The organism is Gordonia aquimaris, assembly GCF_026262595.1.
Lineage (GTDB): Bacteria > Actinomycetota > Actinomycetes > Mycobacteriales > Mycobacteriaceae > Gordonia > Gordonia tangerina.
The window spans coordinates 77,399-96,692 of record NZ_JAPKFM010000011.1; the positions used below are offsets into that span (position 1 = coordinate 77,399).

Genomic DNA, 19,294 nt, shown 5'->3' on the forward strand with positions numbered 1-19,294 from the left:
AGGCGGTGGCGGGCCGCCTCGCATCGGAGGCGGAGTGTTGCGCCCGCCCGGACCGGTGGACCACGGCGGGATGCCATTGGCCGGACCACGCTGCGGTCCCGGACGTCCGCCGGGTCCAGGACCCGGTGCGCCCAAACCGCGTGGCGGCGCCGGTCGAGCCGGACCCTGCGGAACACCCGACTGTGGACCACCCGACTCTGGACCACCCGACTGTGGACCACCCGACTGCGGACCACCCGACTGCGGCGGCCGCGGACTGGGACGGTTCTGCGGTGGCGAATTCGGACCGCGTGGCGGCGTGACATGCGCTGGGGCTGATCCCGACGACGTGACGGGTGCCGTCGGCGGCCGCTCCCAGGGCGCCGACACCGGGGTGTTCGCAGAGGCGTCGCCGTCGGCGTCCGCGCTGCTCCGGGGGGCGCCCGGATCAGAGTTCGGACGCGAGGTGTCGTCGGAGGTCACTGTTCCAAATTACCGTTTCCGCGTCGCCGCTGTTCGGTCGGTGACCGTGCAGACACCCATCGGCGCCGCGGGGGGCCCGGCCGGCACGCTCGTCAGGACCGCCATGTGATCACGACGCCGCGGAATCCGGGTCCGCGCCGTCGGTGACTGTGCGCAGATCCTCCACGCGGGGCACGGTGGCCGAAATCGGTGGCGGCTCCCGGCGGGAGCGGCGCACGACGCCGACGGTGACCGCTGTGGCGATCAGCGCAGCAGCACTCGACACGCCCGCCCACACGTACTTGTTCGACATGCCCACCAGCGTGCCAGTCGCTCGGGTCGCCTGTCATCTCGGGTGTGTTGCGATCGGGGCGTGTGACCCGCGGTAACCGGCCGGGAACCCCTCGTCGCGGAAAGTGGTTGGATGGTGATGTGACTACTCAGAAGCAGACCGCGACCCTGCACACCAATCGCGGCGACATCGTTGTCGAACTGTTCGGCAATCACGCACCCAAGACGGTCGCGAACTTCACCGGCCTCGCGGACGGCTCCAAGGACTACAGCCAGCCGAACGCCTCCGGCGGCGACAGCGGCCCGTTCTACGACGGCTCGGTGTTCCACCGCGTCATCGAGGGCTTCATGATCCAGGGCGGCGATCCCACCGGCACCGGCCGCGGCGGGCCCGGCTACCAGTTCGCCGACGAATTCCACCCCGAGCTGCAGTTCGATCGCCCATATCTGCTGGCCATGGCCAACGCCGGACCGGGCACCAACGGCTCGCAGTTCTTCATCACCGTGGGCCCCACCCCGCACCTCAACCGTCGCCACACCATCTTCGGTGAGGTCAGCGACCCGGCGTCGCAGCAGGTCGTCGACGCCATCGCCACCACGTCGACCGATCGTGCCGACCGCCCGCTCGACGAGGTCGTCATCGAGAAGATCGAAATCAACTGACCGGCCCGCAGTACCCCGGTCCGCAGTACACCGCAGGTCCGCCTGCGGTGTGCTTTCGGCACCCCGATCGTCCCACCGGCCTGTCGTGTAGCCGGTGCGGGCGACCGGCCTGCCCCGAATGCCTCCGACCGGCCGCCGTCGGACAGCACTGCGTCGAATGTCTGCGCAACGACGGTGTCCAACGCAACGTGGCCGCCCCGACGTTCGGTGATCGCGGCATCCGACCCATGGTGGCCGGTCCGGTGGCCTCCCGGCCGTACGCGACCTACACGCTGATCGCGATCAACCTGGTCATCTTCGCGCTGTGTGCGCTGCAGGCCGGCGGTTTCGACATGCTGAACTCGCGGCTGTTCGTCGACCTCGCGCTGGTGAAACCCTTGGTCGCCGACGGCGAGTACTGGCGACTGTTCACCGCTGGGTTCCTGCACTTCTCGATCACCCACGTCGCGGTGAACATGATCTCGCTGTTCATTCTCGGCCGTGACCTCGAGATCGCCATCGGCATCCCGCGCTATCTCGGGGTGTATGTCACCTCGCTGCTGGGCGGTAGTGCCGCGGTGATGGCGTTCGGGCCCGACATCTCGATCAACGCCGGGGCGTCGGGAGCCATCTACGGCCTGATGGGTGCGGTCCTCATCGTGGTCCTCAGAGCCCGGGTGTCCCCGACACCGGTCATCTCCATCATCGTGCTGAACCTGGTCCTGTCGATCACCATTCCGGGCATTTCGTTGCTGGCCCACGTCGGTGGTCTGCTGTTCGGCGCGGCCGCCACCGCGGGCATCATCTTCGCACCCCGATGGTTGCTGTCGCCCGAGCGTCGATCGGCGGCCGCCGCCTCCCGGATCGGGTGGATCGTCATCGCCGCCCTGTTGGTACTGGCATTGGCCGTCAGTGTCGTGGTCGCGATGTCATACACCGGGATCCGCGTCTTCGTCGGCTGAACTTGCCGCGGCGGCCGGGGATCAGGCGCGTTGGTCGTCGACCACGAAGCCGGCCCGGCGCAGGTCCTCGGCGACCGCGCCGAGGTCGGCACCCAGATCCCACCGGCTGAATACCACCAGGCGGGTGTCGTCGCGCAGCGCGTCATCCGCCGAGGCGGTTGTCGGCGCATCGTGCTGCAGGAAATCGAACTCCAGTTGGCCGGTCCGACGGCCGATACGGCGGAAGTCGAGCAACCGAATCCGATCGATCCGGTCTCGCGGATAGGTGTGCGCGCCGCCGATGGTGCGCACCAGAATCGCCGGTCGGCCGTCGGGCGCGGTGATCACCGCCAGCCGCGGGCGGATGAGCAGCGCGTAGCCGGAGAATCCCAACAGCAGTAGTCCGGCGGCGCCCATCAGCACCAGACCGGCCGGGTCTCCGGCTGCCCAGACCGCCGCCACCAACAGGATCACACCACCGATGCCCAGCGCGACCGCGGCTGGCCGAGGGGTGGCCCATTCATTTGTGGATAGATGGGCTGAGTTATCCACAGGCTTTACTCACAGTGGGGATGACTTACACACATGTGGTTTCCACAGTGTGGATGAATTACACACATGTGAGTAGGTGCTGTGGACGGGTCGAGCGTCCGTTTCGCGCACGCGTCAACGCCACCGCATGGTCATCAGCAAACCCACCACCATCAGGGCGAATCCGATCAGAAAGTTCCACGGACCCAGCTCGTACATCCAGTGCAGTGCCTTGCCTTCGGCGCCCAGCGCCGATGGGGTGGCGACGAGATAGAACACGATCAGCCAGGCGAGCCCGATCAACATGAGGCCGAGCATGATCCAGACGTAGATGTTGCTGGAGGGACCCGCCTTCACCTTCACCGGCGTCCGACTTGCCGGGTTGATGGTGTAATCGGTCTTCTTCCGGACTTTTGACTTCGGCATGACTTCCTCTGTAGTGCTGAACAGCTCATCGGGCTGTCGGTCGGTCGCGACGGTACCGGGATGACTCCCTGACAGTGGGTCCGCCGCTCGCAAAGGTGTGTCTCTACGGTATCTCACCAGGTCGCCGACCCGGCAACGTCGCGTACGGCCACCGCGGGGCGGCGCAAATCCGATGGACTGCCGCCGGGTCGCCCAAGGTAGCCTGACGGAGTGAATCAGCCGCCTGTGCACGAGGGATCGGGGTCGTCAGCCGGTCGCATCCTCGTCATCGACAACTACGACAGCTTCGTCTACAACCTCGTCCAGTATCTGGGCCAGCTTGGTGTGGAAGCCGTCGTGTGGCGCAACGACGATCCACAGTTGGCCGATCCGGCGGCCGCGGTCGAGGGTTTCGACGGCGTGTTGCTGAGCCCGGGCCCAGGCACCCCGCAGCGCGCCGGGGCCACCATCCCACTGGTCGGTGTGGCCCGGCAGTCCGGGATGCCGCTGCTGGGTGTCTGCCTGGGCCATCAGGCCATCGGAGCGGCGTTCGGCGGCACCGTGGACCGCGCTCCCGAACTCCTGCACGGCAAGACCTCGCAGGTGATCCATGACGACGTGGGCGTACTGGCCGGACTCCCCAGCCCGTTCACCGCGACCCGATATCACTCGCTGACCGTGGTGCCCGACACGATTCCCGACGAACTGATCGTCACCGGCCGGACCGAGTCGGGCATCGTGATGGCGATGGCCCACCGCGAGCTCCCCATCCACGGCGTGCAATTCCACCCGGAGAGTGTGCTCACCCAGGGCGGACACCGCATGCTGGCCAACTGGCTGGCCGTCTGCGGCATCGACATCCCCGAATCTCGCGTCGCCGTCCTGGAATCGGAGATGGCCGCCGCGATCGGCTGAGGCTCCGCTGCGGCTCAGCCCGGCAGCAGACTCGCCTGACCGATCACCACCGAAACTGAGCCGCCCTTGCGCACCCGCGAGCCGGGAGCGGGGGTCTGGCTGAGCACCTTGTCGTTGTCGGGGCTGGTGATGGGCACATTGCGATCGGTCCGGTTCAGCGTCCCGTCCCCCCAACCGGCGTCGGCCAGGCTGGCGCGGACCTGCTGTAGGGTCTGACCGCGCAGGTTGGGCATCACGAACATATTGCCGCGCGACACCACGATCTGCACGGTCGTGCCCTGCTCCACCGTCTCACCGGCCGACGGCGAACTGCTCACCACCTGCCCGGCCGGGAGCTCGGAATCGCCGGCCACACTGACCACCTGCAGACCGACCTGTTCGAGCACGGTGCGCGCTTCGTCTTCGGTTTGCCCGGTCACATCGGGCACGGTGATCTCCTTGGGACCGTTACCCACGTGCACCACGACCGCGCCGTTGACGGGCGCCTCGGCCCCCACCGGCGGGGTGGTGCCGACGACCTTGTCTTTCAGTTCGCCGGTCGAATCCACCCGGTCGGTCCTGACGTTGGAGAATCCGAGCACCCGCAAGGCTTCGGTCGCCTCGTCGGGGGTCTGTCCACGCAGGTCGGGCATCTGGTGACGCTGCGGACCGGTCGAGATGTAGAGGGTGATCTCGGAGCCCTCGGCGGCCAGCACGTTCTCTGCGGGCGTGGATCGGGTTGCCGAACCGGCCGCCACCTCCAGGCTCGGCTCTTCGAGTTCTTGAACGGTGAACCCGGCGGCCTCGAGACTGTCGCGGGCCTCCGCCGACGTCTTGCCGACCACCGCGGGCACCGGGATCTGGGCGGCGGTGTCCGAACCCCACGGTGACCACAGCAGCAGACCGGCCACCAGTGCGATCACCGCGGCCACCGCCGTCCCGACGATCAGCCCGAGGCGCCGTCGTCGCACCGGCGGATCGACGTCGCCGGTGTCGTCCTCACGGCGATGCGAGCCTCCGCTGACCGCACGACGGGGTCCGGAGTCGGTCAGGGACCGTCGCGCGGTACTGTCGATGAACTCGGTGCGGTCGGCATCCGACATCAGCATCGGCGCCGACGGCCGACCCCCGGCGAGCACCTTGATCAGATCCGATCGCAGGTCGGCGGCCGACTGATACCGGTTCGCCGGGTTCTTGCTCATCGCCTTGAGCACCACCGAGTCGAGTGCCGGCGGGATCTCCTCGCGAATCGACGACGGCCACGCCGGGTCCTCGTGTACGTGCTGGTGGGCGACGGCGACCGGGGAGTCACCGGTGAACGGAGGTTCGCCGGTGAGCAGTTCGAACAGCACGCAGCCCATCGAGTAGATGTCGCTGCGCGGATCGACCTTGATGCCGCGGGCCTGTTCGGGGGACAGGTACTGCGCGGTGCCCATCACCGCCGACGTCTGCGTCATCGTCGAGGTGGTGTCGCTCATCGCCCGGGCGATGCCGAAGTCCATCACCTTCACCGCGCCGGCCTTGTCGATCATCACGTTCGCCGGCTTCATGTCGCGGTGCACGATGCCGTTGCGGTGCGAGAAATCCATCGCCGCGGCCACATCGGCCATCCACGTCATCGCCTGGCGGGGCGAGACCGGCCCGTTGGACCGCAGCACGTCGCGCAGCGTGTCGCCGTCAACGTACTCCATCACGATGAACGGCAGCGGACCGTCTTCGGTCTCGGCCTCACCGGTGTCGAAGACCTGCACGATCGTCGGATGGTTCAGTTTCGCCGCGTTCTGCGCCTCACGTCGGAACCGCAGATAGAACGTGGGATCACGTGCCAGGTCGGCGCGCAGCACTTTGATCGCGACATCGCGATGCAAACGGAGATCCCGCGCGAAATGCACCTCCGACATGCCACCGAACCCGAGCGTCTCGCCGAGTTCGTACCGATCAGACAGATGGTGCGGCGTCGACATCACTTTGCGCTCACCATCTTTCGCAGCTCACAGTCCGGCCGCGGCCGAGCGGTACCCGCTCGTGTGCTGCCATCCCCATCGACACCCCAACCATTATCGTCACCTCATCGACCCGACAGGCCGGGGATCGTGAAGGTCGGGAACACCGGGTTCTCTGCGGTCGGCGCGCCCGGGTCCGTGGTGTCTGCGGTGTCCGGCGCGGGAGGTGGCTCGGTGGTGGTCTCCTCGGTGGTGGTCTCGGCTGTTGTGGTGGGCCGCTCACGTGTCGTGGTGGTCGGTTCGGGCTCCACCTGCTCTTCGGTGGTCTCCGGGACCGCCGTGGTGGTCTCGGTCACCGTGGTCGTCGACGACGTCGCGGGCACCCCCGGCGACGACGAGTTCATGTTCAACAGCCAATAGCCGATCAACACCAGCGCGGCGACCAGCAACGCGCCGGCCACCCCGGCGAGCACCTTCTGCCCGGTCGTCCAACTGTTGTCGTCGGCCGGTGGCATCGGTCGACTGGGCGGGCGGCTCGAGGTCCGCGCCGTCGCCGGTTGCGTCGACGACCCGGTCATCGCGCGGGTCGCCGACGGCCGCATGGCCGCCGCAGCGGCGGCCCCACCGGCCGCTCCGGCCGCCGCAGCACCGGCGATGGCACCCGGTCGCGGCGGACGATGCCCGGCACGTACCGCGGCCACCGCGTCGGCGAACTCGCCACCGTTGGCATACCGCTGCCTCGGGTCCTTGGCCATCGTGGTGTCGATCAGCTCGCGCACATTGGCCGGTACCGCGTTGGGCAGCGGCGGCGGCGTCTCGCGGATGTGTTTCATGGCGACGGTGATCGCGCCGTCACCGAGGAACGGTCGGCGGCCGGTCAGCGCCTCGTAGCCGACCACACCGAGCGAGTAGACGTCCGACGCGGCGGTCGCTTCGTCGCCGGTGGCCTGCTCGGGCGAGATGTACTGGGCGGTGCCCATCACCATGCCCGTCTGGGTGACCGGCGCCGAATCGACGGCCTTGGCGATACCGAAGTCGGTGATCTTCACCTGCCCGGTCGGGGTGATGAGGATGTTCCCGGGCTTGACGTCGCGGTGTACCAGATTCTGCGTGTGCGCGGCCTGCAACGCCCGACCGGTCTGCTCGAGCATGTCCAGGGTGTTGTTCAGCGACAAGCGGCCCATCCGCGAGATCACCGAGTTGAGTGGTTCGCCGTCGACCAGCTCCATCACCAGGTACGCCAGCGGTTCACCGCCGCCGCGATCGGGTGTCTCGCCGTAGTCGAAGACGTTGGCGATGCCCGGGTGGTTCAGCTTGGCGGTGGTCTGTGCCTCTGTCCGAAATCGTGCGGTGAACTCCGGGTCGTGGGTGTACTCGGCCTTGAGTACCTTCACCGCCACCCGCCGATTGAGCCGGGCGTCGAGAGCCTCCCAGACCTGGCCCATGCCACCGGTGGCGATGAGACGCATCAGCCGGTAGCGGTCGGCGATGGTGGTGCCGCTCTGCAATGTCATCAGCTTGCACCTCCCACCAGCGCGTTGATCACAGCTCGTCCGATCGGCGCGGCCACCGCGCCGCCGGTGGAGGCGGGACCGAGGTCACCGTTCTCCACCACAACCGCCACCGCGACCTGTGCGTTCGCCGACGGCCCGAAGGCTATGTACCAGGAGTACGGCGTCTCCGATTCCACGTCGGAGGTCGCGGAGTGCTCGGCCGTACCGGTCTTCGATGCGATCGACACCGGACCGCCGGCGCCGGCGGTGTTGCGTTCGGAGTCGATCATCATCGATGTCAGCGTCGCCGCCTGATCGGAGCTGATCGGTTCGTTGATCGTGGTCGGTTGTGTCGTCTGCAGAGTACGCAGATCGGCGGCCTGGAGCTTGTCCACCAGGTAGGGCTGCATCCGGACGCCGCCATTGGCGACCGTCGCGGCGACCATCGCCATCTGCATCGGCGTCACCCGCACGTCGCGCTGCCCGATCGACGCCTGGCCGAGCGCGGCCAGGTCGGGAATCGCGCCGACGGTGGACTCCGATACCGGCAGTGGGGTGTCGGGCTGTTCCTCATCGAGGCCGAAACGATTCGCCGTCTCAGTGAACACGGTGATCGGATCCTTCATCTTGGTCGTCGTCAGGTCGACGAATGCCGTGTTGCAGGAGTACTCGAATGCCTGCGTGAGCGACACGGTTCCGCCCGACGACCCGGGGCACGTCTGGCCGCCGTAGTTGCTCAGCGACGTCGCCGTGTCGGGCAGGGTGATCTGGGGAGCCGCGGTCAGCCGCACATCGGGGGTCACCCCGTCGCGCAACGCGGCGGCACTGGTGATCACCTTGAACGTCGAACCCGGCGGGTAGAGCTGGTTGACGGCGCGGTTGAGCATCGGGTTGTTGATGTCGCCGGGCTGGTTCCATGCTGCCCAGCTGCGTTCGCGCACATCCTGGTCGTGGCTGGCCAGCTTGTTGGGGTCGTAGCTCGGCGACGACGCCATCGCGAGGATCTTGCCGGTGTTGGGCTGCAACGCCACCACCGCGCCACGGCAGCCGCCCTGGCAGCCGTTGCGCAGGCCGTCGTAGGCCACCCGCTGCAGGCGTGGCATCACGGTGCTGACGACGTTGCCGCCGCGCGGGTCGCGGCCGGAGAACATGTCCATGAACCGCTGCCCGAACAGCCGGTCGTCGTTGCCGTTGAGGATCGAGTTCTCGTACAACTCGAGCCCGGAACTGCCGTACTGGAACGAGTAATAACCGGTCACCGGCGCGAACGCGTCGGCGCCGTTGGGCGGGTAGGTGCGCAAGAACTTCAGTCGGCTGTCGGTGGGCACCGACACCGCGACCACCGAACCTCCATCGGCGGTGATCGCGCCGCGCTGCCGCGAGTACTCATCGAGCAGCACTCGGTTGTTGCGCGGGTCCGACCGCAGCGCGTCGGCCTTGAACACCTGCACGTAGGTGGCATTGGCCAGCAGGGCCACCACCATCACGATCACCGCGATGGACACCCGTTGGATCGGTTTGTTCATCGGCGCACCGCCTGGGTGGGCAGCGAGTCGATGCTCTTGGGTGGCGGGCGCCGACGCGTGGGGTCGGGTTCGCGGGCGGCGTTGGAGATCCGGATGAGCAACGCCACCAGAATGTAGTTGGCCAGCAGCGACGACCCGCCATAGGACAGGAACGGGGTGGTCAGACCGGTCAGCGGGATCAGCTTGGTGACGCCGCCGACCACCACGAAGATCTGCACCGCGATGGTGAACGACAGGCCGGTCGCGAGCAGCTTGCCGAAGCTGTCGCGCACCGCGATACCGGTGCGCAGGCCGCGCATCACGAAGATGAGGTACAGCATCAGGATCGCGGCGAGCCCGGTGAGTCCGAGTTCCTCACCGACGGTGGCGATGATGAAGTCGGTGTTGGCGAACGGCACGATGTTGGGCCGGCCCGAGCCGAGTCCGGTCCCGAACAGGCCGCCGGTGGCCAGACCGAACAGGCTCTGCCCGATCTGGTAGCCGGAGCCGTCGAAGTCGCTGAACGGATCCCGCCACACTTCCACCCGCACTTGCAGATGCCCGAAGAGCTGGTAGGCGATCAACGCGCCGATCACGAACAGCGTGATGCCCAGCACCAGCCAGCTGGCACGCTCGGTGGCCACGTACACCATCGTCAGCACGGTGGAGAAGATCAGCAGCGAGCTACCCAGATCCGACGAATAGGCCAGCACCGCGATCGACACGAACCACGCCGCCAGCAGCGGTCCCAGATCGCGGGCGCGGGGGAAATCCATACCGAGGAAGTGCTTTCCCGCGGTGGTGAACAGATCGCGCTTGGACACCAGGAACGCCGCGGTGAAGATGATGATCAGGATCTTCGCGAACTCGCTGGGCTGAATCGAGAAGAACGGCAGGATGATCCAGTTCTTCGACCCGTTGATCTCCGACATCGACGACGGCAGGATCGCCGGGATGATCAGCAGCACAAGGCCGCCCAGGCCCAGCGTGTAGGCGTAGCGCGACAGGGTGCGGTGGTCGCGCACCAGGATCAGCACCGCCGAGAACGCGATGATGCCCAGGACCGCCCACAGCAGTTGTTGGTCGGCATTGTGGGTGACATCGGAGTCGTTGATGGATTCACCGGTCGGTCCGGTACCCAGGTCGACTCGGTGGATCAGCACCAACCCGAGGCCGTTGAGCACCGCGACCACCGGCAGCAGCAGCGGATCGGCGTGTGGGGCGTAGCGCCGCACCACCAGGTGCGCGACGCCGAAGAGCACCGTGTAGGCGGCGACGTACTTCGCCAGATCCCAGGTGAGGCTCTGTTCCTGGGCGGACTGCACGATGAGCAGCGCCACGGTCACCAGGCCGATGGCGAACCCGAGCAGCAGCATCTCGGCGGTGCGGCCGGTCTGTTCGGGAGGTTGGCGCGGCGGAGCGTGAACGGTCGCGGACGGTTGACTCATCTAGTGGCCCCGGCAGATCTTGTTGCCGTCATTGTCGTATTGGGGTGCCAGCGACGACGACGTGGTCGAGGCGGGCGTGGACGACGCCGGCGATGGGGCCGGTGGGGTGGCGGGTGTCGGGGAGGGCCGAGGAGCCGGCTGACCGGGCACCGGCGCGGGTGTCGGGGTGGGCTCGGGCAGCGGTTCCGGGCACAGCGGCAGGAAGTTGAGCGCCTCGACGCGGTCCTCGGCGTCGGACAGCGGCATGTTGCGGATCGACTTGCCCTCGACGGCGTTGCGATCGAGTTCGGCCAGATCCGACGTCTGCAGCGGCGTGCAGGTGTCTGAGGTGTCGTATTCGACGAACTCCACCTGCGGCTGTTCCTGGTCGAGACCGGTTACGCACACCGATTGGTTGGCTGAACTGAGGTCGAGGAACAGCACCTTGTCCGGCGAGCCCTGGAAGATCACCACCTCGTTGTTCTCGGCGCCCACGTAGTAGCTGTTGCGCACCATCGCCCGGGTGATGAACGCACCCACAATGATGAGTGCGATCACGGCCACCGCGGTCCCGGCGAACACCCAACGGCGCCACGGTCGGTGCGGCGGTGCCTGATCGTCGTCGGCCATGATGGTGGGACGTTGCGGTTTCTCGGCCGGTGGCCGCAGGGCGGCTGCGCGTCCGGCCGCGGTTGCCGGGTTGGGCGTGTAGCCCTCGTCATCGCCACCGGCGGCGCCGCCGACGATGGGTCGCGAATCGCCGTACTCGGTGTCGACGACGTCGGCGACGATGACGGTCACATTGTCGGGACCGCCACCACGCAACGCCAGTTCGATGAGCCGGTCGGCGCATTCCTTGTAGTCGGTGATGGATCCGAGGGTGTCGGCGAGGGTCTCCTCGCTCACCACGTCGGACAGGCCGTCGCTGCACAGCAGGTAGCGGTCGCCGGCGCGGGCTTCCCGGATGGTCAGCGTCGGCTCCACCTCCTGACCGGTGAGCGCCCGCATGATCAGCGAACGCTGCGGGTGGGTGTGGGCCTGTTCGGCGGTGATGCGGCCCTCGTCGACGAGGGTCTGCACGAACGTGTCGTCGCGGGTGATCTGGGTGAGCTGGTCGTCGCGGTACAGGTAGCCGCGGGAGTCACCGATGTGGCACAGGCCGATACGGCTGCCCGCGAACAGGATCGCGGTGAGGGTGGTGCCCATGCCCTCGAGTTCGGGGGAGTGCTCCACTTGGGCGGCGATGGCCGCGTTGCCGTTGTGGGTGGCGCGATCGAGCTGGGCCAGCAGATCGCCGCCGGGCTCGTCGTCGTCGAGGCTGCGCAGCGCCTGGATCACCAGCTGGCTGGCGACCTCCCCGGCCGCGTGACCGCCCATGCCGTCGGCGAGCGCCAGCAGCCGGGCACCGGCGTACACGGAGTCCTCGTTGTTCGAGCGGACCAGCCCACGGTCGCTTCGCGCGATGTAGCGCAGTACCAGGGTCACGGGCGCAACTCGATCACGGTCTTGCCGATCCTGATCGGCGTGCTCAGCGGAACCCGCACCGCGGTGGTGACCTTGGAGCGGTCAAGGTAGGTGCCGTTGGTGGAGCCGAGGTCTTCGACGTACCAGTCGTCGCCGCGCCGCGACAGCCGCGCGTGCCGTTCGGATGCGTAGTCGTCGGTGAGGACCAGCGTCGAGTCGTCGGCGCGTCCGAGCAGCACCGGTTGGGTGCCCAGCGTGATCCGGGTGTTGGCCAGCGCGCCCTGGGTCACCACCAGGTACCGCGCGGAGCCGCGGGCCGTACGCGCGCTCGACCGATCCCTTTTGTCGCCGCGCGTATAGCGCGCCAAGCGGCTGCCGCCGGCAGACGCGATGTCGGCGCGCAGGGTTCGGATGACGGCGTACACGAACAGCCAGAGCAGCAGCAAGAACCCGATTCGGGTCAGCTGCAGCACCAAGCCCTGCATCTAAGTGTTCACCTCCAGCGCCATCACTTCTCGGCCCACGCGTTCCACCCCGGGCGCCGGTCGTACAAACGGACCCGACTGCATCTTATGGGCAGACTGAGTTTTCGCCTGCATTGAGATGTGACAGTTCAGTATCAACGCCCGGTCGCCTGGTGAGCGACCGGGTGAATGCGTGGTGACTACTGGAACCGGACAGTGATGTCGGAGTGGCCCACGCGGATACGGTCACCGTCGGCGAGTTCCCAGCTGCTGACCTGCAGGTCGTTGACGGTGGTGCCGTTGGTGGAGTTCAGATCCGTCAGCATCGCCACGGAGCCGTCCCAGCGGATCTCCACATGCCGGCGCGACACGCCGGTGTCGGGCAGCCGGAACTGGGCGTCCTGGCCGCGGCCGATGATGTTGGAGCCCTCCCGCAGCTGGAAGGTGCGGTTGCTGCCGTCCTCGAGAAGCAGGGTGATCGCCGCGGGCGCGTATCCCGGCCGGCCGTAGCCCTGGTCGTAACCGCCCTGGCCGTAGCCGTAGGCGGGCTGACCGTAGCCCTGCTGCTGGTAGTCACCCGGCTGGTAGTCGTAGGCCTGCTGGTAGCCACCCTGGTCGTAACCACCCTGCTGGTAGCCCTGCTCGTAGCCGGGCTGGGCGTAGGCCTGGTCGGCATAGCCCTGACCGTAGTTCTGGTCGGCGTAGGCCTGGTCGTAGCCGCCCTGCTGGGCGTAGGCCGGGTCGTAGCCCTGCTGATAGCCCTGGTCATATCCGGGCTGTCCGTAGCCCTGCTGTGCGTATCCCTGGTCGGCGTAGCCTTGCTGGCCGTAGCCCTGGGGATAGCCGCCGGCCTGCTGGTAGTCGTAGCCACCCTGCTGGCCACCCTGGTCATACGCCGGGTCGGTCCCCCTGCGCTGGTCATATCCGGGGTTGTTGGTCATCTGTGGGGCTCCTACTTGTCGATGTGCACTTTCGGGGTGCTGCTCTGCCTGGGGTGCGTGCGGCGCCGACGGTGCCTGCGCTGCGGGTGGATCTTGTCGGCCGGGCGACATCGGTCTGGGTCGGGCATCCGGATTCACCGATCCGTGGGCACGGAAGATACCGGTATGCAATGACGGGGACTCGTCGAACTCTACGACGACCCGGCCGTAGGTTTGCCAGCCGTTGTCGGAGATGAAGTTCTCGAGGTGCTTGGAGAAGGTCTTGCGGTTCAGTTCGTACTCGGCCGCCACGTGCTTGAAGTCGGTGGAACTGAACTGCAATCGATAGCTGTTGGGGGCCAGGATCGCGCCGTCACCGAGATCGCGCAGACCCTCCTGCGCCTCGCGCTGTAGTCCGTTCTCGATCTCCTGCGGTGCGACCTGACCGCCGAAGACACGCGCGAAGCTGTCGTCGACCGCGCCCTCCAGCTTGCGTTCGATACGCTGCAAAATACCCACCGGCGACCCTCCCTTCGCGGCTTGCTGCACACGGTCGTGGCGTGTCGCCGTGCGTATGGCCTTGATAGATGATACCGATTCTGACCATTTAGCCTGGGTTGACGTCAATGCAGCAACGTTCGCAACATCAGCAACAGCGACGTCGTGGTGTTCACCCTACCTGCCACACCGTCGCTGACCAGCGCATACGGGTGTATTTCCGATCACGAACAGATACATGCACGTCCACAAACCCCGTCGAGTGGGCGCCATTTCCCGTCGACTGGGCGCTGTTTTCCGTTGAGTGGGTACGCGCCGGCCCGACGAGTGAGCCTGCGAGTGATACGAAGGGCGCCCCGTCGACTGGGCGCTGGTTTCCGTCGGCTGGGTCCTCACGCGACGCGTTTTGCTTCCGCCCCGTACCCCTTGCTATCGTTCTCGGGTCTCACGCAGACAGCCACGGGCGAGTGGCGGAATGGCAGACGCGCTGGCTTCAGGTGCCAGTGTCCTTCGGGACGTGGGGGTTCAAGTCCCCCTTCGCCCACCATGAGCGGGAAACCGCAAGTAAGAATACGAAGCCGCAGTTCGTTGGGACTGCGGCTTTGTCCTTGCCTGTGCCCCACCGGTCCGAGACGGCCAAAGGGCGGACCAGACCGCCGAACGTGACAAGCGTGCTCCCAAGCGCTGCTCGTGCGTCGGGTGAACGACTCGAACAGCAGAATCCGCCCCGGCACATTGCCCGAGAAGAACTGCAGCGCTTACGCTTCGACGCCAACGTTGCACGCGGCCGAACAGAAGCCAGGTCAAACCGCGTACTTCCCGTCACCGCCGCCGCGTCGCGACGATGGTGAACGGCTCGGGTCGCAGCGTGGCTCGTTCACGCATGGACAGTTGCGTGGCGGGGTCCGCCAGGTGCAGCCGGAACCGCGAGATGAGCGCAGCGATGAGCAACGTCGTCTCGTGCAACGCGAATTGGCGGCCGATACACGAGCGCGGGCCGGTTCCCCATGGCGCGAAGTACTTGTCCGAGCTGGCGGTGAGCCGCTCGCCGACGAACCGGTCGGCTCGGAAGGTGTCGGCGTCGTCGCCTCACATCTCCGGGTCCCGTTGCGCGGCAAGGGATAGGACGAACACGCCCCGGCCGGCGGGTATCTGGTAGCCACCCAGGTCCTGGTCGGTCCGCGCGACCCGGAAGAACCCCGGCGCCGGTGGCCACAGGCGGAGGCATTCGTTGATGAAAGCCTTAACGCGGCGGAGTTTGACGACCTCGTCGTAGCTGAACTCGGGGCCGCCGGCCAGTTCGGTGGCAGCGAGGTCGTCGGCCACGTCCGGGTTCGCGGCGAGTTCGTACAGTGCGACCTCCATCAGGGCCGCCGTGGTTTCGTGGCCGGCGGCGAGGAAGGTCAGCACCTGATCGCGCACGTTGTCCAGCGGCAGGCTGGCACCGGTCTTCGGGTCGGGAGTGCTCAGCATGAGCCCGAGCAGGTCGGTGGTGTCGATGTCGCCCGCGCGCTGCCTGTCCTCGATGATGGTTTCCACGTATCGGCGGGCGGTCGCCACGTCGCGGTGGCGGCCGGGGGCACTGAGCATCTCCCGGATCGGGCCGATGATGGGTAGATCGTTGGTCGACTCGCTCGCCCAGGTGAGTGCACGGCCGAGCGCCTCGAGGAACTCCTCGGTCTCGGTCACCGCTTGACCGGTGTCGCCCAGCAAGCCCATCCGTTGGGAGAACCCGGCTCGGCCGATCACTTCGAGAGTGGCGGCGGTCATGTCCTGATGCACATCGACCGTAGGTTCCTTCTGCCATTGGGCCGACAGGTCGGCTGCGACGCTGGCCATCGCATCGTGATAGGTCCGCATCGCAGTCTGGGAGAAACCCGGTGTGAGGATGCGCCGGGCCTGACCCCACAGCGGGTCCTTCGTCTTCGCCGTGAACAGGCCGGCTCCGGCCACTTCCCGGAGTTTGGCCAGAGGCCCGACGAGTGCTCGGCCCCAGTTCCGTTCGTCGAGGGTCTGATTGGCGAGTTTCGCGCCGCCGACCACGATCAGCCGCTCACCCAGCAGCAGGCGTTGAAAGATCGGTCCCAGTTCGCGGGTCAATTCGGTCTCGTGCTGGGTGGGCTTGTGGCGATCGACCGAGGTCACGTCGCCGAGGACGGGGATGCGGCCGGCAGGGTGTGGCAGTTCGCTCAGCGGCTGTGGCGTCACGACAGCACAGTGTCCCAGAGAGCCGCGAACTGCGCCGTACCGTGCCGTCACGATCTTCACTCGCGCGAGACCGCGTGATAGAGCAATCTCCCGGAACCCGACAATTCCGAATAATCGTAGTGATCGGAACTGTCCGTGAATTCATCCTTTTGAGCGAACTCGCCACAGCCGACAATTGATACGCTGGCCCACGGATATGCCAATGAAGCCAATCCATGGAGGTACCTTTCCGATGCGTCGATTTGTCCGCACCGCGACGGTGGCCAGCGCACTGGGGGCGGCCGCAATGATTTCTCCGGCAGTCGCGACAGCAGCACCCGACACCGGCAGCCTCGGGTCGAATCAATGCGCACAGATCTCGGCCGAGAACCAGACCAACGGTTGGGGCAACACCGCGCCCGACGAGCAGGGGCAGGCCGGCACCTACTCGGCGACCAACGTCATCGACACGGACGGATCGTTGGAGCTGAAGACCGACGCGGCGAACAAGCGCAAAGCGTCCTATCACTCGGCCGGCGGAGTAAAGCTCTCCGACATCCTGGGTAAGCCGCTCACCTTTGAGAGCAAGGGCGGCAACGCCAACTGGCAGATCCGCTCCACCGGCGCCGACACCGGCGAAGGCAACGGATTCGTCACCTTCGTGTGGAGCACGAGTGCCGAGGATGCAGGCCAACGCAATGCGACCACCTCCGACCAGTGGTGGGCCACCCGCGACTTGGGGGACAACTTCCCCCGCGGCACACGTGGCACGCTGCAGGAACTGTCGGATGCGGCGGGCGCGAACACCGTCGTCGACGACTACGGCATCTCGAGCCAGCCCTCCTCCGTGCCGGACACGGTGTACGTCGACAATGTGACATTCAACGGATGTACCACGAACTTCGCGAAGACCGCCCCCAGCACAGGATTCGGATCTCTGGAGAACATCCTGCCGTTCTGATGCACTGACGGTTTCCACGGAATACGCAAAGAATGCGGGCCCTCGATACCGGGCCCGCATTCGTTTCGCAGATGTGTCGGATTTTTCCTTTTACCGAAATATGTCGCTCTTCACGCTCGTCCTATCGGCGACGCATAGACGAGATAAGCGTCGGTGGGCTGCCCGTTACGACAAAGCAGGTCACCAGGATCAGTCGCCCGGGCACGGCCTGCCACACCTCGTCGTATCGGGTGAGATTCCACTTCTCGTAGGTTGTGGTCGCATCGACACGGTACGTGCGTGCGCCGGCGGTGGTGTCGAGCCTGATCTGCGCGCCGGGCTGCACCTGCTGCAGCGGCACGAAGACCCCGTCGCCGCTGTGGATGGCCTGGCCGGCGAGGTAGGCGGTGTCGGCCGAGATTTCTGCGCGCTACCGTCGGGGAGGTCGTCGAAAGGACAGCAATGCCGTCGTTCTCCGCAGGCCTGCTCGACCTGGTCCAAAGGCGGACGCTGCTGCCCGGTCGAGTGGAGCGGACCCTGACCTGGCCGGGCCGCGATGTCGCCGGCCTCACCGTGGTGGTGACCGGGGCGTCGGCCGGGATCGGGAGGGCCACCACACAGTTGCTCGCGCAACGTGGTGCGCGGGTGATCGCGGTGGCACGCCGCGAGCACGAACTGCAGACCCTGTCCGACGAGACGGGAGCGGAGTATCTCGTCTGCGATCTGTCCGATGAGTCGGCGATTGTCGACCTGCTGGCTCAGCTTGCCGATCGGGACGTGGACGTACTGGTGAACAACGCCGGGCACTCGATTCGCCGCTCCATCATGGACTCGACCGACCGTCTGCACGACTACCAGCGGACGATGCAGCTCAACTACTTTGCCGCGGTCCAGCTGAGTCTGGGGTTGCTGCCCGGCATGGTCGCCCGTGGCCGCGGGCAGGTGGTGAACGTATGTACGTGGGCGTTGATGGCCAACACGTTTCCACGGTTCTCCGCGTATGGGGCGTCCAAGAGTGCGTTGGCGATCTTCGGGCGCAGCCTCAACGCCGAGCGACCACACCCGAACGTGCGCGCGACGAATGTGCATTTCCCGCTGGTGCGGACCGAGATGATCTCCCCGACCACCGAATACGACGACGTCACCGCGTTGACGGTCGACGACGCGGCGAACTGGATTCTGCGGGCGGTGACCCATCAACCCGGCGCGGTCGCGCCCGCGGCATTGCGGGCACTCCTCCCGGCGATCGACTACGTCTCCCCGACGGTCGCCGACCGCGCAATCGCTGCGGTGACCTGACTGCTCCGGCCGACGGTGTCGACGATCACCAGAGGAAGTTGCCGACGGCGCTGAGAATGCCGTACACGAGATCGGCGATCAGACTGAACATGGCGCACCTCCCTCCGGTGACCTGGGATTACCCGCGTAAGTGTAATCCAGATCACAGAATGGAGCGATGGGCGTGCTTCGGTCGGACGACCCCCTGACCGGGGGTGCCCCGGAAGGCCGGAGACGGCGTAACGCCCGGACTCACCACCGTTGCGAATATCCCGCCCGAGAACCTTCGGAGTGAAAAAGGCAAGTCTTCACTCCGAGCGGTTTCGGAGGTGTACTCAGAAATGAGTACGGGATTGATCAGTGAAAAGAGAGTACAGGGGGGGAACGACTCTCGTTTGCGTTGATCATCACGCAATGTCGGTGAGGCCGGGCGTTAGTACTACCCAATCCAGGCTCAGTAGAACTGGCCGAGGAAGGCGAGGGCAGCTCCGATGAACTCGTTGAGGATGTCGAACAGCATTGTTGTCACCTCCTTTCCACATGAAACGGACACGGACACCAACGACCGTGAGAACCAAAGGGGGCCTGGATCTCTCGGCCGAAGCTCGGGGGGTCTGGCAGATCTCGTGGGATCGCCGCGGGCTTGACGATCCTCTGGTCTGCGTTTCGGTGACGCTCAGTGATTCGTTACAACCACCGAAGAATTTATTCTCACGAACACCATATACCGAAGTGTACGGATGACCCAGTCGGGTGTCACCTAAATCTTGGTTCTCCCCCAGCAAAGTCTCAGTTAACCTCGGTAACGTGAATCTGTTCTTTTCCCAACGGTAGTTGAGAATTTCTCAACGAACGTTGTGAAAACGCATTGTTCCTGATTGTGGAATATCCCCGTTGTCATTTCTCTCTGCACTGGTGACCAGCGGTGCGGCACCGAGCAAGCACTTGAACCTGAACGCAACTTCAAGTAGGTTTCGAGCCGAACCCGACGCGACCGGGTGATGCCACTCGGCCGCAACCGTCCACGACG

General features: G+C 66.3%; 17 protein-coding genes, 1 tRNA gene and 1 pseudogene. 7 read left to right on the forward strand and 12 right to left on the reverse strand.

Annotation, left to right across the window (positions count from 1 at the left end; genetic code table 11):
- The first annotated feature begins 328 nt into the window (after positions 1–328).
- Positions 329–571 (forward strand): hypothetical protein, encoded by a 243-nt coding sequence (locus OSB52_RS12250; protein WP_266061903.1) that lies wholly within the window; start codon positions 329–331, stop codon positions 569–571.
- On the opposite strand, the gene OSB52_RS12255 is transcribed toward OSB52_RS12250, so the two are convergent.
- The gene (locus tag OSB52_RS12255; protein ID WP_266061904.1) at positions 572–754 is read right to left on the reverse strand and encodes a hypothetical protein; all 183 of its coding nucleotides are present in this window, start codon (positions 752–754) and stop codon (positions 572–574) included. It abuts the gene before it with no gap.
- 119 nt (positions 755–873) lie between these two features.
- Here OSB52_RS12255 and OSB52_RS12260 point away from each other — a divergent pair, with 119 nt between their 5' ends.
- On the forward strand, positions 874–1,395 hold the full coding sequence (locus OSB52_RS12260; RefSeq protein ID WP_235721493.1) for a peptidylprolyl isomerase: 522 nt from the start codon (positions 874–876) through the stop codon (positions 1,393–1,395).
- Positions 1,392–2,336 carry a rhomboid family intramembrane serine protease gene (locus tag OSB52_RS12265; protein WP_372474946.1) on the forward strand — a complete coding sequence of 315 codons (945 nt, stop codon included), beginning with the start codon at positions 1,392–1,394 and terminating at the stop codon, positions 2,334–2,336. Before OSB52_RS12260 ends, OSB52_RS12265 begins: the two co-directional genes overlap by 4 nt.
- 21 nt (positions 2,337–2,357) lie before the next feature.
- On the opposite strand, the gene OSB52_RS12270 is transcribed toward OSB52_RS12265, so the two are convergent.
- A complete protein-coding gene (locus tag OSB52_RS12270; RefSeq protein ID WP_235721495.1) occupies positions 2,358–2,867 on the reverse strand; it encodes a PH domain-containing protein in 510 nt (169 codons plus the stop codon).
- Between the two features lie 114 nt (positions 2,868–2,981).
- Complete coding sequence (crgA, locus tag OSB52_RS12275; RefSeq protein ID WP_235721496.1) at positions 2,982–3,272, reverse strand: cell division protein CrgA; 291 nt, start codon at positions 3,270–3,272, stop codon at positions 2,982–2,984.
- Positions 3,273–3,482: 210 nt separating this feature from the next.
- Between crgA and OSB52_RS12280 the strand changes: the two genes are divergently transcribed.
- The gene (locus OSB52_RS12280) at positions 3,483–4,166 is read left to right on the forward strand and encodes an aminodeoxychorismate/anthranilate synthase component II (RefSeq protein ID WP_266061909.1); all 684 of its coding nucleotides are present in this window, start codon (positions 3,483–3,485) and stop codon (positions 4,164–4,166) included.
- A gap of 14 nt (positions 4,167–4,180) precedes the next feature.
- On the opposite strand, the gene pknB is transcribed toward OSB52_RS12280, so the two are convergent.
- The 7 genes from pknB to OSB52_RS12315 form a co-directional block, all read right to left on the reverse strand.
- Positions 4,181–6,109 carry a Stk1 family PASTA domain-containing Ser/Thr kinase gene (gene pknB / locus OSB52_RS12285; protein WP_266061911.1) on the reverse strand — a complete coding sequence of 643 codons (1,929 nt, stop codon included), beginning with the start codon at positions 6,107–6,109 and terminating at the stop codon, positions 4,181–4,183.
- A 104-nt stretch (positions 6,110–6,213) separates the two neighbouring features.
- On the reverse strand, positions 6,214–7,602 hold the full coding sequence (locus OSB52_RS12290) for a protein kinase domain-containing protein (protein ID WP_235721499.1): 1,389 nt from the start codon (positions 7,600–7,602) through the stop codon (positions 6,214–6,216).
- Complete coding sequence (locus OSB52_RS12295; RefSeq protein WP_235721500.1) at positions 7,602–9,107, reverse strand: penicillin-binding transpeptidase domain-containing protein; 1,506 nt, start codon at positions 9,105–9,107, stop codon at positions 7,602–7,604. The genes OSB52_RS12290 and OSB52_RS12295 overlap by 1 nt, the downstream gene beginning before the upstream one ends.
- Positions 9,104–10,534 (reverse strand): FtsW/RodA/SpoVE family cell cycle protein, encoded by a 1,431-nt coding sequence (locus tag OSB52_RS12300; protein ID WP_235721501.1) that lies wholly within the window; start codon positions 10,532–10,534, stop codon positions 9,104–9,106. The genes OSB52_RS12295 and OSB52_RS12300 overlap by 4 nt, the downstream gene beginning before the upstream one ends.
- On the reverse strand, positions 10,535–11,998 hold the full coding sequence (locus OSB52_RS12305; RefSeq protein WP_235721502.1) for a PP2C family protein-serine/threonine phosphatase: 1,464 nt from the start codon (positions 11,996–11,998) through the stop codon (positions 10,535–10,537).
- Positions 11,995–12,462: an FHA domain-containing protein FhaB/FipA gene (locus OSB52_RS12310; protein ID WP_235721503.1), complete on the reverse strand. Its 468-nt coding sequence runs from the start codon at positions 12,460–12,462 to the stop codon at positions 11,995–11,997. Before OSB52_RS12310 ends, OSB52_RS12305 begins: the two co-directional genes overlap by 4 nt.
- A 179-nt stretch (positions 12,463–12,641) precedes the next feature.
- Positions 12,642–13,880, reverse strand: coding sequence for an FHA domain-containing protein (locus OSB52_RS12315; protein WP_266061916.1), 1,239 nt, complete (start codon positions 13,878–13,880; stop codon positions 12,642–12,644).
- A gap of 440 nt (positions 13,881–14,320) precedes the next feature.
- On the opposite strand from OSB52_RS12315, the gene OSB52_RS12320 reads away from it, so the two are divergent.
- A tRNA-Leu gene (locus OSB52_RS12320) sits at positions 14,321–14,406 on the forward strand.
- Positions 14,407–14,681: 275 nt separating this feature from the next.
- Here OSB52_RS12320 and OSB52_RS12325 read toward each other — a convergent pair.
- Positions 14,682–16,127: pseudogene (locus tag OSB52_RS12325) on the reverse strand (cytochrome P450).
- Positions 16,128–16,299: 172 nt separating this feature from the next.
- Between OSB52_RS12325 and OSB52_RS12330 the strand changes: the two are divergent.
- Positions 16,300–17,007, forward strand: coding sequence for a hypothetical protein (locus tag OSB52_RS12330; RefSeq protein WP_266061918.1), 708 nt, complete (start codon positions 16,300–16,302; stop codon positions 17,005–17,007).
- Positions 17,008–17,128: 121 nt separating this feature from the next.
- Here OSB52_RS12330 and OSB52_RS12335 read toward each other — a convergent pair whose 3' ends face one another.
- Positions 17,129–17,407, reverse strand: coding sequence for a sortase domain-containing protein (locus OSB52_RS12335; RefSeq protein WP_372512411.1), 279 nt, complete (start codon positions 17,405–17,407; stop codon positions 17,129–17,131).
- A 41-nt stretch (positions 17,408–17,448) separates the two neighbouring features.
- Here OSB52_RS12335 and OSB52_RS12340 point away from each other — a divergent pair, with 41 nt between their 5' ends.
- On the forward strand, positions 17,449–18,285 hold the full coding sequence (locus OSB52_RS12340) for an SDR family NAD(P)-dependent oxidoreductase (RefSeq protein WP_266061921.1): 837 nt from the start codon (positions 17,449–17,451) through the stop codon (positions 18,283–18,285).
- Positions 18,286–19,294 lie beyond the last annotated feature (1,009 nt).

Coding starts and splice junctions, on each gene's coding strand:
- OSB52_RS12255 (WP_266061904.1), bottom strand. CDS start 754: ATGTCGAACAAGTACGTGTGGGCGGGCGTGTCGAGTGCTGCTGCGCTG.
- crgA (WP_235721496.1), bottom strand. CDS start 3,272: ATGCCGAAGTCAAAAGTCCGGAAGAAGACCGATTACACCATCAACCCG.
- pknB (WP_266061911.1), bottom strand. CDS start 6,109: ATGTCGACGCCGCACCATCTGTCTGATCGGTACGAACTCGGCGAGACG.
- OSB52_RS12290 (WP_235721499.1), bottom strand. CDS start 7,602: ATGACATTGCAGAGCGGCACCACCATCGCCGACCGCTACCGGCTGATG.
- OSB52_RS12295 (WP_235721500.1), bottom strand. CDS start 9,107: ATGAACAAACCGATCCAACGGGTGTCCATCGCGGTGATCGTGATGGTG.
- OSB52_RS12300 (WP_235721501.1), bottom strand. CDS start 10,534: ATGAGTCAACCGTCCGCGACCGTTCACGCTCCGCCGCGCCAACCTCCC.
- OSB52_RS12310 (WP_235721503.1), bottom strand. CDS start 12,462: ATGCAGGGCTTGGTGCTGCAGCTGACCCGAATCGGGTTCTTGCTGCTG.
- OSB52_RS12330 (WP_266061918.1), top strand. CDS start 16,300: ATGCGTCGATTTGTCCGCACCGCGACGGTGGCCAGCGCACTGGGGGCG.
- OSB52_RS12340 (WP_266061921.1), top strand. CDS start 17,449: ATGCCGTCGTTCTCCGCAGGCCTGCTCGACCTGGTCCAAAGGCGGACG.